Origin of the sequence: Micromonospora cremea (genome assembly GCF_900143515.1) — a bacterium.
GTDB lineage: Bacteria > Actinomycetota > Actinomycetes > Mycobacteriales > Micromonosporaceae > Micromonospora > Micromonospora cremea.
Map to the genome: position 1 here is coordinate 828,927 of NZ_FSQT01000001.1, position 11,078 is coordinate 840,004.

The 11,078-nt window shown below is 68.5% G+C and carries 14 protein-coding genes and 1 pseudogene; 8 read left to right on the forward strand and 7 right to left on the reverse strand.

The window, feature by feature from the left end; genetic code table 11:
* Nucleotides 1-89 precede the first annotated feature (89 nt).
* Together BUS84_RS03755 and BUS84_RS03765 are read left to right on the forward strand one after the other, a co-directional pair.
* Nucleotides 90-764 carry a hypothetical protein gene (locus tag BUS84_RS03755; protein WP_074308769.1) on the forward strand — a complete coding sequence of 225 codons (675 nt, stop codon included), beginning with the start codon at nt 90-92 and terminating at the stop codon, nt 762-764.
* 636 nt (nt 765-1,400) lie between these two features.
* Nucleotides 1,401-1,730, forward strand: coding sequence for an ArsR/SmtB family transcription factor (locus tag BUS84_RS03765; protein WP_074308773.1), 330 nt, complete (start codon nt 1,401-1,403; stop codon nt 1,728-1,730).
* A 386-nt stretch (nt 1,731-2,116) separates the two neighbouring features.
* Here the strand turns inward: BUS84_RS03765 and BUS84_RS38115 are convergent, their stop codons facing one another.
* A complete protein-coding gene (locus BUS84_RS38115; RefSeq protein WP_159450973.1) occupies nt 2,117-2,371 on the reverse strand; it encodes a hypothetical protein in 255 nt (84 codons plus the stop codon).
* Here BUS84_RS38115 and BUS84_RS03770 point away from each other — a divergent pair.
* Both BUS84_RS03770 and BUS84_RS39510 read left to right on the forward strand, forming a co-directional pair.
* Entirely contained in the window at nt 2,370-3,770 is a 1,401-nt protein-coding gene (locus BUS84_RS03770; RefSeq protein WP_074308775.1) for a phenylacetate--CoA ligase family protein, read from the forward strand. The two genes, BUS84_RS38115 and BUS84_RS03770, sit on opposite strands and share 2 nt — an antisense overlap.
* Nucleotides 3,771-3,837: 67 nt before the next feature.
* Nucleotides 3,838-4,111, forward strand: a pseudogene (locus tag BUS84_RS39510) (transposase); the annotation flags it as partial.
* A gap of 336 nt (nt 4,112-4,447) precedes the next feature.
* Here BUS84_RS39510 and BUS84_RS03785 read toward each other — a convergent pair.
* Nucleotides 4,448-4,711 carry a hypothetical protein gene (locus tag BUS84_RS03785; RefSeq protein WP_159450974.1) on the reverse strand — a complete coding sequence of 88 codons (264 nt, stop codon included), beginning with the start codon at nt 4,709-4,711 and terminating at the stop codon, nt 4,448-4,450.
* Between the two features lie 163 nt (nt 4,712-4,874).
* On the opposite strand from BUS84_RS03785, the gene BUS84_RS03790 reads away from it, so the two are divergent.
* Nucleotides 4,875-5,582: an alpha/beta fold hydrolase gene (locus BUS84_RS03790; protein ID WP_074308778.1), complete on the forward strand. Its 708-nt coding sequence runs from the start codon at nt 4,875-4,877 to the stop codon at nt 5,580-5,582.
* A 50-nt stretch (nt 5,583-5,632) separates the two neighbouring features.
* Here BUS84_RS03790 and BUS84_RS37240 read toward each other — a convergent pair whose 3' ends face one another.
* Nucleotides 5,633-5,866 (reverse strand): hypothetical protein, encoded by a 234-nt coding sequence (locus BUS84_RS37240; protein ID WP_143728216.1) that lies wholly within the window; start codon nt 5,864-5,866, stop codon nt 5,633-5,635.
* A gap of 119 nt (nt 5,867-5,985) precedes the next feature.
* Between BUS84_RS37240 and BUS84_RS03795 the strand changes: the two genes are divergently transcribed.
* On the forward strand, nt 5,986-6,225 hold the full coding sequence (locus BUS84_RS03795) for a hypothetical protein (protein WP_074308780.1): 240 nt from the start codon (nt 5,986-5,988) through the stop codon (nt 6,223-6,225).
* Between the two features lie 403 nt (nt 6,226-6,628).
* On the opposite strand, the gene BUS84_RS03800 is transcribed toward BUS84_RS03795, so the two are convergent.
* Both BUS84_RS03800 and BUS84_RS03805 read right to left on the reverse strand, forming a co-directional pair.
* Entirely contained in the window at nt 6,629-7,096 is a 468-nt protein-coding gene (locus BUS84_RS03800) for a YkgB family protein (RefSeq protein WP_074312006.1), read from the reverse strand.
* Nucleotides 7,097-7,749: 653 nt separating this feature from the next.
* Entirely contained in the window at nt 7,750-8,772 is a 1,023-nt protein-coding gene (locus BUS84_RS03805) for an ATP-dependent DNA ligase (protein ID WP_244298359.1), read from the reverse strand.
* A 280-nt stretch (nt 8,773-9,052) separates the two neighbouring features.
* Here BUS84_RS03805 and BUS84_RS03810 point away from each other — a divergent pair, with 280 nt between their 5' ends.
* Nucleotides 9,053-9,727 carry an HNH endonuclease family protein gene (locus BUS84_RS03810; protein ID WP_074308782.1) on the forward strand — a complete coding sequence of 225 codons (675 nt, stop codon included), beginning with the start codon at nt 9,053-9,055 and terminating at the stop codon, nt 9,725-9,727.
* Nucleotides 9,728-9,777: 50 nt separating this feature from the next.
* Here BUS84_RS03810 and BUS84_RS03815 read toward each other — a convergent pair whose 3' ends face one another.
* Nucleotides 9,778-10,062: a hypothetical protein gene (locus BUS84_RS03815; RefSeq protein WP_244298360.1), complete on the reverse strand. Its 285-nt coding sequence runs from the start codon at nt 10,060-10,062 to the stop codon at nt 9,778-9,780.
* A 117-nt stretch (nt 10,063-10,179) separates the two neighbouring features.
* Here BUS84_RS03815 and BUS84_RS03820 point away from each other — a divergent pair, with 117 nt between their 5' ends.
* The gene (locus BUS84_RS03820; protein ID WP_074308784.1) at nt 10,180-10,614 is read left to right on the forward strand and encodes a glutaredoxin domain-containing protein; all 435 of its coding nucleotides are present in this window, start codon (nt 10,180-10,182) and stop codon (nt 10,612-10,614) included.
* Between the two features lie 89 nt (nt 10,615-10,703).
* Here the strand turns inward: BUS84_RS03820 and BUS84_RS03825 are convergent, their stop codons facing one another.
* Entirely contained in the window at nt 10,704-10,988 is a 285-nt protein-coding gene (locus tag BUS84_RS03825) for a hypothetical protein (RefSeq protein WP_074308786.1), read from the reverse strand.
* Nucleotides 10,989-11,078 lie beyond the last annotated feature (90 nt).

An 11,078-nucleotide genomic window follows, 5' to 3' on the forward strand; every position in this document is an offset into this window, starting at 1 on the left:
CGTTAGCGAGACAACCCCGGATTCCTTCACGATGTGAGTCCGGTGTGGGGTAGGTGGACGGCAGTCTGACTTGTTGGTTAGATCGCGCCGTGACGACGGTGGAGGAGTTGTTAGCGGAGGCGGCGGCCGACCCGCGTGCGGCGGCGTGGGGCGTGTTGTATGAGCGGGCTTGCCAGGAGGGCTTTGACGAAGCAGGAGAGGCGTTGCTCATCGCGCGGCTGGCGAACATCGCTTCTGAGTTCTTGCCTGCTGATCGTGACGAGGTGCTGGTCCTCGCCGGGAAGCTAGCGGTCGACATGGATGAGCGGTCTCACCGCCGGCACGCCGACACCCTCGCGCAGCTGCGTCACCTGGCCACCGACTGGCTGCCGACGCCGACTGACGCGCAGTCGTTTATCTACCGTCTCCGCGCGGTCATGGCGCTGGAGGGCGACATGCTCTGGGGCGAAGAACTCGAACGGCTCATCCACGACGAGGTCGAGGTTGAGTGCCCGCAGTGTGAGACTTCGCTGTTCATAGCGTTCGGCGATCGGGGTCACTTCGCCACGCACGAGGACTATGCGACGAAGTCGGACGTGGCGCAGACGCCGTTGCTGCCGGCTACATCCGTTGATCTTGAGGGCGTCGGCCTGCGGTTGTATCGCATGAGCACCGAAGTCGGACAGCAGTCCGTCGCCGAAGCGGTCACCCACGTATTCGGCCGCGCCACCTGCACCCACTGCGGTAACACGTTCCGGGTGTCGGACCAGGTCGAGCGGTATTAGTACGGCGCTCACGCTTGGTTGCTGAGCTGCTCCAAACTCACGACGGCGGTAGTGACTGATTCGCGCGAGGACTTGGTGTCGGCGTCGCCAGCAGGGCCAGCGCACGAGGGGGCGTGTATCGAAAGTGGATCTTAGGCTGGAATGATCTTGGTCCGTGGCACGTGGAGATCTGAACGATGCGCAGTGGGCGCGCCTGGAGCCGTTGTTGCCCAGGGGCAAGAAGCCGGGACGCCCGCCGGTATGGACGAGGCGTCAGTTGATCGACTGATTCCAGCACCTTGATCGGGCAGACGGGAGGAACGCAAAGCCGTCGCGGTGGCCTCCAACGCGCCGTTTTCCGAATGGGGCCGCACGTTCACCGAGGAGCGCCTCTGCTCCGCAATCGGGGACCACTCACCTTCAACGGCTACCTCATCGAGACCGGCACCGACTTCTACCGGCTACAGGCCACCCCTCGAACGTCGGCAGCACTGACCCCTGTCGCCCGCCGCCGAGAACAGGGAAGAGTTGGTGGCACGTTCAGGCCCGGCCGTAGCTTCCAGCGAAAAACCAACGACTACGTGTTCGCCACCTGACGATCCGCCCCTGTCATAGTTCATTCCTTGCTGAATACAGAGTTTGCTGTATGGTCTAAGTATGGAGACGTTGACGCACGGGCAGGTGCTGGCGCGCTTCGGCCATGCCCTGTCTGATCCGGTGCGGGCCCGGCTTCTGCTGGCGCTGCGCGGGGGGCCGGGGTATCCGGCGGAGCTGGCTGAGTTGCTGGGCACCAGCCGTCAGAACCTGTCCAACCATCTGGCTTGTCTGCGCGGTTGTGGGTTGGTCGTTGCCGTGCCGGAGGGGCGGCGCACCCGCTACGAGCTGGCTGATGCCCGGTTGACGCACGCCCTGGGTGACCTGCTCGGACTCGTGTTGGCGGTGGATCCGGCGGCGTGTCCGGCCGCGCCCGAACAGGGCTGCTGCTGATGGCCACTCCGATCTGGCTAGAGCCCGCCGGGCCGCCGGCGGCCCGGCGGGGCGGTGCCTACCCGGCTGGTGGTCGCCGCGACCATCACCTACAACGTCGTCTGCACCCGTTCCCGGCACCATCCGACTACCTCGACACCGCCATCACCCCCGCGCCCTAATCAGCCCGATCCACGCCCCAACATGCAGAAGGCGGCCGACCGATGCCGCCCCACGAACGCGGGTGTACCGGAACCGCAAGGTAATCGCGGACAACCACGCCGGCATCCGTCCGCACTAACCTGACGAACCGCAGGCCAGCGCACCCCCAGCTCGCAGGGTTGGATCGGGCGCGACAAGTGCGGGGCCGGTGGTCGGTAGGACCAGTCATACCCCAGACCGACCGACTACGGGTAGTGCGCGGCGGCCACACAGCGCTGGCCCGGCCCGCCTACCGCGCCCCGTTCGATCATCCGGAGCACGATCAGTTCACCGCCGGGGAGTTCCTGGCCCCGAGCTGCCTCGGCACGGCCTGCCAGGCCGGACCGCGGTAGGTCACCCGGACGGCGACCCTGCTTGGCGTTGCCCACCGCACCACGCCCCAGCGCCACCACCACCAGCGGCGCCGCCAGCGCCGCCAGCGAGGAAGGACCACAGCACATGAAGGTCTCGACGTTGCGGCTGCTTGCCGATGCCCGCTCCGCGAAAGTGGGCGGCGAGCAGGCGATGGCCGCCCGGCAGCGGGCCCGCCTGGCCGAGCTCGTGGCCTGGGCGCGCACCCGCTCGCCCTACTACCGGCACCTGTACCGGGGCCTGCCGGCCAGGGTGAACGACCCGGCCCTGTTGCCGGTCACAGCCAAGAGCGAGCTGATGGCCGTCTTCGACGACTGGGTTACCGACCCGGCCGTCACCCTGGCACAGGCGCGAGCGTTCGTCGACGACCCGGCGCGCATCGGGGAGCCCTTCGCCGGCCGCTACACGCTGACCACCACCTCCGGCACCACCGGCACGCACGGCATCTTCCTGCAAGACTCCCGCGCGAGCGCGGTGACCTCCGCGATGATGGCGCGGATGCTGGCCGGCATGCTGAGCATGCGGGACGTGATCCGCATCGCCCGCGGCGGCGCCCGGATGGCGCTGGTGGCGCCGGTCGGCGGGCACTTCGCCTCCACCGTGGCCGCTGCCCGCCTGCGCGGCCGCTCTCGCATCGCCGCCTTCAGCGTGCACCAGCCGCTGGACGACCTCGTGGCCGAACTCAACGCGTTCCGCCCGGCGGTGCTGGCCCCGTACGCGAGCATCGGCGCGCTGCTGGCCAGCGAGGCCGAGGCGGGACGGCTGCACATCAACCCCACCCTCGTGATGCTCAGCGCCGAGGGTCTGCCCACGTCGGAGTACACGCGCATCGCGGCCGCCCTGTCGGCGAAGGTGCGCACCAGCTACGCCTGCAACGAGTGCCCGTTCCTCAGCTACGGCTGCGCCGAAAGCTGGATGCACCTCAACGCCGACTGGGCCATCCTCGAACCCGTCGACGAGCAGCATCGGCCGGTGCCACCCGGCGAGCCATCACATACCGTCCTGCTGACCAACTTGGCCAACCATCTACAGCCGATCCTGCGCTACGACCTCGGCGACGCCGTCCTCGCACGCCCCGACGCCTGCCCGTGCGGCAACCCCGGACCGGCCATCCGCGTCCAGGGCCGCGCCGCCGACCTGCTCACCTTCCCCCGCCCCGGCCCGGCGGGGGGAAAGGCGCCGGTCACCCTCGCCCCACTCCCGCTGGCCACGCTGCTGGAAGCGGTGCCCGGCCTGGAGCTATTCCAGATCGTCCAAACCGCGCCGACCGCGCTGCGCATCCGGCTGCACCCCGCGCCCGGGGCTGACCCCGACGCCCTCTGGCGCCAGGTCGAGACCCGCGTACGAGACCTGCTGACCCGCCACGGCCTCAGCCACGTCAGCATCGAGCGCGCCAGCGAGCCGCCGCAACAGAACGCTGGCGGCAAATACCGCGCCGTCATCCCCGTCGCCGCGCCCAACTCCAGGCCGGCGGTCGACGCCCGGTGACGATCACCACGACACCCCCACTCACAACGCCCGCGACCTCGCCGCCCCGCGTACGGCAGGCACTCCCGTCATAACTGCCGGACAGCGTGGGGACTCCCCGCAGGTCGAGCCCGTCCTGAAGGCGATCCGCGTGCCTCGCATTGGGTCGGGCCGACCACGCACCCGGCCCGACCGAGTCCGGGCAGACATGGCATACGCGTCCGCAAGAACCGCGACTACCTGCGGCGACGCGGAAGTAGATACCGGAGAAGGGTGACCAGGTCCGAAACCGCAAGAAGCGGGGCTCCGCCGGCGGTCGGCCGCCGAAGTTCGACAAGACCGACTACAAGGAAAGGCCGGCGAGCCAGCTACGGGCCTGCTTCTCGGGCACCCCTGCCCATCCCGCAGCATCCAACTCCGAGACCTGGAGGTTGTCCAGGGCCCCGGTGGCGTACGCGTCCTCAGCACCGGCCAAGTCATCTTGATGCCCGAGGAAGCCCGCCAGGAAGACTGACGAGCTTGTCCTCGGGACCAGGGTGCCATCGATATCGCAGCGCCCACATGATCAGAAACGATGGCGGGGAGCACGGGCCTGTACGGGAGGGGTTGGGGGCGGTCGAGTTGTCCGGTCCACGCGGCGGGGAGGGGTTGCGGCCAGGGGTGTGCCCACGTCGGATCGATGGGGGTGAACAGGACGCCTATTCGGCGCGGTGTGCGGGTCGTAGGGGGTTGGTGCGGCCGGTGTAGCGGAGTCGTCCGTGCTGGTCGCAGCGGCCGAGCAGGAGGGTCTCGGGGTTGTTGATGCTGGGGGTGACGCCGCCGATGATCGCTTCGGTGGTGCGGTAGGCGCGGACTTTCTGCCATCCTCGTCGGCCGGCCGTCGGCCGCCACACCGAGAGGGCGGCGATCGTGGCGGGCGGCCGGTGCATCGGGTTTGTTTCCTCGGCATCGCCGAATGGCATGCGGGGGTCAGGGTCTTGCCCGCATCGCCGTGGCCAATCCAAAGGTTGGCAGGAAGCCCGGGAGCCGGGGGAATCGGACGTTTCACCCTCGCGTAACGGGTATTCACGCGTGCTGGCCGCGGCCGGCGGGTGAACAGCGTTACGGAATGAGGGAGTGTGTGTCATGTCCGATCCGCAGCCCACCATCGTCCTCGTGCACGGCGCGTTCGCTGAGTCGGCGAGCTGGAACGGTGTGATCGAGCGGCTGGGCGCCGCGTACGACGTGGTGGCCGCCGCCAACCCGCTGCGGGGCATCGCAAGCGACGCCGCGTACGTGCGGGACGTGATACACGGGATCGGCGGCCCGGTCATCCTCGTCGGCCATTCGTACGCCGGCATGGTGATCACACAGGCCGCGGCTGACGAATCATCGGTGCGGGCCCTCGTGTACGTCAACGCCTTCTGCCCGGACACCGGCGAGTCGGCGCTGTCACTGTCCGGGAAGTTCCCCGGCAGTACGCTCGCCGACACGCTGGTGCAGTACCCCGTGTCGAGCGGTGGTAACGAGGTGGCAATCGGCCAGAACGCCTACCACGCGCAGTTCGCCGCGGACGTGCCGGCCGACCTTGCCGCGCTGATGGCCCGGACCCAGCGGCCGATCACCGAACAGGGCCTGAATGACGCGCTCTCCGGCGACCCAGCCTGGCGATTGCTGCCCAGCTGGTTCGTGTTCGGAGACGCCGACAAAAACATCCCGGTCGCCGCGCATCGGTTCATGGCCGAGCGGGCCGACCCGCGGGGCCAGCGCGAGGTCGCTGGCGGCTCGCACGCGATGGCGGTGTCCCGGCCAAGCGAGGTCGCTGAGACGATCATCGAGGCGGTCCGAGCATGAGCACGCCAACGAAGCAGTGGCCGGGGCCTGGCCACCGCCCGTGGGAACAGTCAGCGGCTCCGGGCGCGCCACTCCTCGGTGGTGATGCCACCGATCCGGGCGCCGTCGCCGGCGGGCACCAGGGCGCCCTTGTCGAGCATGGCGCCAAAGTGCCGGACGGCCGGGTCGCTACGGGCCCGCTGGGTGTCGCCGGCGGCGGCGAGCGCGGAGCGATCCAGCTCGTCGAGGCGGAATCGCTCCAGACCTACGCCGACTGAAAGCTCAACTACTCGCCCAGCTGCCACCTCATGGCCCGGGTTTGACAGGGCTGATGCGGTCATCTGGGCGTGAGTTGCAGTTCGCCATGAACGGCGATCATGGATTTGAGTCAACGTCCCCCTCGGACACACACCATTACCCCACGGTGCTCGTTGAGATCGACCGCAGCGCACACCGTTTGCGTTTCAGGCTGGTAGTTCAGGCGGAGGCCGAGTTGCCGGTAGACCTCGGCCTTGCCGGCGGGATCGGCATCGCGGAGCACGGCGGCCACCTCGCCGAGCGCTTGGACCAAGCCCCTGATTTCTGCTCGGCTCATTCGTCGGGGCTGTTGCCCGCGTTGGCGCGGATGTCGGCTTCCGCGCAGGCGCGTTCGGCCTGGGTCTGAGCGATCCATGCGGTGACGACCGCTGGGTCGGCGCCGGCGTCGAGGGCTGCCGGTAGCGTTCCAGCTTGGCGTCGATGATCGTTCGCGGCGATGGTTGGAGTGGGTGGGTGTTCCAGGTGGACAACGCCGGACGAAGCGCGCAGAAACTTGTAAACGAGAAGTCAAAGCGGTCCGCGTCGCTGGCCTTGGGCGACCGTCCGCGATGCTCCTGTGGATGTCAAGACTCCGCCAGCAGCTTCACCGGCCGAGCTTGACCTCTCCGTCCCGAAGGAACTTCCGGGCCGCCTGGACCAGCTTCGATGTGGGCGGGGAGCCGTGGGGCCTGCTGCCCTCTCGCTGCCTTGCGACGGCCTAAACACTGTCATTGTTTACGCGTCCACCGCTCGTAGCGCCCTTCCGGGGATCATTGAGAGCGGGCGGCGCGCAGCGACTCGGCAGCGGTCAGGAGAGCGGCACCGAGAAGCACTGTGTCCTTCAACAGGAATTGTCCCAGTTGGGAAAGGTTCAAGATCCCCTGCCCTTCCTGCCGAATCTCGGGCGTCGTGGCCAGGAAACTGAGCGTGGTGAGGAACATCCCGACCGCCCCGAAGCTACCGATCGCCGACGCTTTGGGCGCAAACGGCTTTGCGGCGATGAGAGAGCCCACGGTGATCTCCGTGACACCGATGAGTCGGTTGAGCTGTTGTGCGCCCAGCTTCTCGCGGACCCGCAGGAACAACGGACTCGAGGTGACCAGGGGCTCGTTGTTTTCGACCTCGTACTGCTTGAACTTGAGCGCACCGATCCACAAGATATTCGTTGCCAGTGCGGAGCGCAGGACCGAGAAGCCTACGGAAGCGAGGTTATCGGCCGAGGCGTGTCGTGTGCGCATCACTCGCTCCTAGTCGCTGTGTCGATGGTCAACGTGCCTGGGACCATTACCCGCTGCGGCCCGCCACACGCAGCCACGGCGCGCCCACTGCAGTGTCGCCTGGCTGCGCCAAGGGTACTGACATCGTCCCGGGGGGCGGCCAATGTTCTGGCCCGCGTCTGTGGCGGTGAGTAAGGGCAGGCAGGGCGGCGTTGACGCGATGAACGACGAGGTGCGTCGGCTGCGGGCGAATCAGACCCACGCCGGACGGCCACCTGCCTGGACGGTCCGGTTCAGTACACCAGCGCGTACAACCTCTGCTGATCGCGCCCGCACCTTCGCACGACTTTCGGCGATATATGCAGCCAGGGTGGCCGAAGTACCGGCACAGGCGGGAAAGCTGGCGATTGGGCGACCGCACTGGGGTCTGCGGACGAACAGCGGCGTGCGCGGGACCTGACCCGCATTCTCGCCTCCCACCGGTCCGGTGGCACCGCCCTGTGGGCCTCGGCGCGCCGCCGGCTCGTGCTGACGGCGGGCGCAATGTCGACGTCACGGTAAGCCTTGCCAGTAACAGGCTCTCCTGAAGATCACCTGACGGACGTTACACAAGCTAACCAGTCGGCAGGTCGTCTGCTGCGACATGCGGGTGCAGCGGGTCCTCGCACCGGGCCTCAACGTTGACCGTCGGCCGGTGGCACGTCGGCGGGGGCGAGGTCGAGGCGGGGGCGTAGGTAGCGGACGTGGTGTCGCCACCGGTGGTGTTCGTAGGCGGTGTCGACGTCGATTTCGGCAACGATGGTGGGGAGCACGGGGCTGTAGGGGAGGGGTTGGGGGCGGTCGAGTTGTCCGGTCCACGCGGCGGGGAGAGGTTGCGGCCACGGGTGTGACCCCTCCGGGTTGACGGGCGTGAGCAGGGCGGCCAGTTCGGCGCGTTGTACCGGTCTTAGCGGGGTGGTTCGGCCGGTGTAGCGCAGTCGTCCGTGTTGGTCGCAGCGGCCGAGCAGGAGGGTCTCGGGGTTGTCGGTGCTGGGGGTGACGCCGCCGATGATTGCTTCGGTGGTGCGGTATGCCCGGACTTTCAGCCATCCTCGTCGGCCGGGCTCGTAGCGCCCGTCGAGGCGTTTGATCACGATGCCCTCGATGCCCGCGGCGGTCCAGGTGGTCAACCATTCGGCGGCTTGGTCGAGGTCGGTGGTCTGTGGGGACAGGGTGAGTTGGGCGGGTGCGTCGGCGAGTAGCTGTGTGAGTAGGGCACGTCGTTCGTGCAGGGTCCGGTCCAGTAGTGGTCGGCCTGGTGGGGTGCTGAGCAGGTCGAAGACGACGTAGTGCGCGGGGTGGCGTCGGGCGATGTCGGGGAGCTGGCCGCCGGCGGTGACTCGTCGCTGCAGGTGGGCGAAGTTGGTTCGCTCGCCTTCCCACACCACCAGCTCGCCGTCGAGGACGGCACCCGGCTCGACGGCTTCGGTGACGGCTCGGGTGATGTCGGGGAAGTAGGTGGTGATGTCCCGGCCGGCTCTGGACTGCAGGTACACGCTGTCGGGCCGGCGGAAGGCCAGTGCCCGCCAGCCGTCCCACTTGGGCTCGTAGGCCAGATCCGATGCCTCAGGGACAGCGTCGACGGCCTTGGCCAGCATCGGTGTGAGCGGCGGACGCAGCCCCTGGGTGGTGCCGACACGGCGGCGGGCTGGAGTCACCGCAGGACCGACCCACGACATCGAACTCGAATTTCACTCACCTCCTCTCTCATGGTTGAGGGGCGTACGGGGGTGGCGCTGGAAGATGCCGAACAGTCGATGGCGGTATGCGGAATGAAAGGCGGACGAGGTCCGGTTGGGTCCGTCCAGCTCGTGTCCGCACGCCAGCGCAGCGCTTCGAAGTTTTGTCGCCGATTCCGCACCCCTTCCCAAACACGTCCTTCGATGGACATGCTCGTCAGAGACCGTTGCCATCCACCCAGCGCCCAGGAGGCCCCCCATGCGGGTAACCCGAGTCTCAGCCCGTTTCCCACGCGTCACGCGTCACGCCGCCGCAGTCGTCCTCGCCGCCATCGCAGGCGCCGGTCTGGTCGGCGTCAGCGCGCAACCCGCGTCGGCCACACCTCCCGGGATCCCGTCGAAGGCGACAGCCCAGTCTCAGCTCAACGCCCTGACCGTGGCGGCGCAGGGCTCCACCAGCGGCTACTCACGGGACCTGTTCCCGCACTGGATCACGATCAGCGGTAGCTGCAACACCCGCGAGCAGGTCCTCAAGCGCGACGGCACCTCCGTCGTGGTCGACAGCTCCTGCGCAGCGACCTCGGGTCGCTGGTACAGCCCGTACGACGGGGCGACCTGGACGGCGGCCTCCGACGTCGACATCGACCACGTCGTACCCCTCGCTGAGGCGTGGCGCTCCGGCGCCAGCTCCTGGACAACCAGCCGCCGGCAGAGCTTCGCCAACGACCTCACTCGTCCGCAGTTGATTGCGGTGACGGACAACGTCAACCAATCCAAGGGCGACCAGGACCCCTCCACCTGGCAGCCGTCCCTGTCGTCGTACCGGTGCACCTACAGCAAGATGTGGATCACCGTGAAGTACAGCTGGGGCTTGAAGCTGCAATCGTCGGAGAAGTCAGCCCTGCAGAGCATGCTCAACACCTGCAGCTCCTGACAGCCCCGAGACCGGCGGGGCGTCCTCCGCGGGACGCCCCGCCGACCGGACTATGCCTGCTGTGGCGAAGACGGTGCGCTGTCGCCGGCCTGCTTGCGCCACTGGCCGCCCACGTCGACGGCCAGGAGGCGCTTGACCATCGCCAGGGCGTCCGCCTCGGTGTCGAACTCCCAGCGCAGCACCCGGCCGTTCTCGCTGTCGCCAGCGCGAGCGACGACCTTCCACCGGACCTCACGGGTCAGCCACACATCCCGGCGGCCCAAGCGCCCCCAGATGCCGTTCCACCAGCGTCCCGCCACGTCCTCCACCAGCGCATCGTACAAGTGTTCGATCATGCGATCGGGGCTGACCGCGTTACTGCCAGGCTCTGATCGATGATGCGGGAGACGCTGCGGGTCGGGGGTGACGAGCGATGACGGCCCATCCGCGTGTCTGACGGTAGGGTTCCCGGCGTGTTGCGACGGTGGACCCTGACGATCCTGATGGCGGCGTGCGGCGTGCTGGTGGCGGTGGCGCAACTGGCCGCCGATATGCCCGCCGTCGGCGGCGCCGAGTTGCTGATCTTCCTGGCGCTGGCACTGCTGCTGTCGCCGTGGGCCTTCCCCCGCTCGGTGGCCGCCGCCGAAGCGCAGCGGGCCAGCGCGGCGGACGGCCGGCCGATCGTGTACTGGCGCCCCGGCTGCCGCTACTGCCTCCAACTCCGGTTCTCCCTCGGCCGGCTCGCCCGGCGGGCGCACTGGGTGGACATCTGGCACGACCCGGCGGGTGCTGCCGCCGTCCGGGCGGTAGCCGACGGCAACGAGACCGTGCCCACCGTCGTGCTCGGCGGTCAGGCTGTCGTAAACCCCAACCGGGCCTGGCTCCGCGAGCAGCTCCGCTCATCCTGAACACGCCCGTCACCCGGCGAGGGTCGACCGATGGCGCCGCCGCACCCGGAACTTAACCAAGACGGCTGTCTCGGGACTCGGGTGGCGCGTCAGGCCGGGCGATCGTCGTAGTCGATTGATCCGGCGTAGTGGAACGTCGGCGGATCGTCGGTCGAGATGAGGATGTATCGATGCGGGATGGTCGCGTTCGGCTGGTCGTCGGCGCCGACATAGACCCCGCTCTGTTGCAGCACCACTGCTGCGGGCAGCTGTCCCAAGGCGTCGAGCTCGATCGGCGTGATGCGGTCGTCGGCGGGACCGCCCAGGAGCCATCCCTCGGTGGCTGGCCGCCGCGCCGGCCGCTCCCGCCAGTTTGCGCCTGCAGACGCCGTCATGGCGCCTCCCGTCGCAGCCCTCGATCGAACCAGCTTCGATCCCTGCGACCGTGTCGGTGAGGCAAAGCCGGCGGCCAGCGAACGGGCGTC

Coding starts and splice junctions, on each gene's coding strand:
- BUS84_RS03770 (WP_074308775.1), top strand. CDS start 2,370: ATGAAGGTCTCGACGTTGCGGCTGCTTGCCGATGCCCGCTCCGCGAAA.
- BUS84_RS03825 (WP_074308786.1), bottom strand. CDS start 10,988: ATGACGGCGTCTGCAGGCGCAAACTGGCGGGAGCGGCCGGCGCGGCGG.
- BUS84_RS38115 (WP_159450973.1), bottom strand. CDS start 2,371: ATGTGCTGTGGTCCTTCCTCGCTGGCGGCGCTGGCGGCGCCGCTGGTG.
- BUS84_RS03800 (WP_074312006.1), bottom strand. CDS start 7,096: ATGCGCACACGACACGCCTCGGCCGATAACCTCGCTTCCGTAGGCTTC.
- BUS84_RS03785 (WP_159450974.1), bottom strand. CDS start 4,711: ATGCCATTCGGCGATGCCGAGGAAACAAACCCGATGCACCGGCCGCCC.
- BUS84_RS03815 (WP_244298360.1), bottom strand. CDS start 10,062: ATGATCGAACACTTGTACGATGCGCTGGTGGAGGACGTGGCGGGACGC.
- BUS84_RS03790 (WP_074308778.1), top strand. CDS start 4,875: ATGTCCGATCCGCAGCCCACCATCGTCCTCGTGCACGGCGCGTTCGCT.
- BUS84_RS03810 (WP_074308782.1), top strand. CDS start 9,053: ATGCGGGTAACCCGAGTCTCAGCCCGTTTCCCACGCGTCACGCGTCAC.
- BUS84_RS03765 (WP_074308773.1), top strand. CDS start 1,401: ATGGAGACGTTGACGCACGGGCAGGTGCTGGCGCGCTTCGGCCATGCC.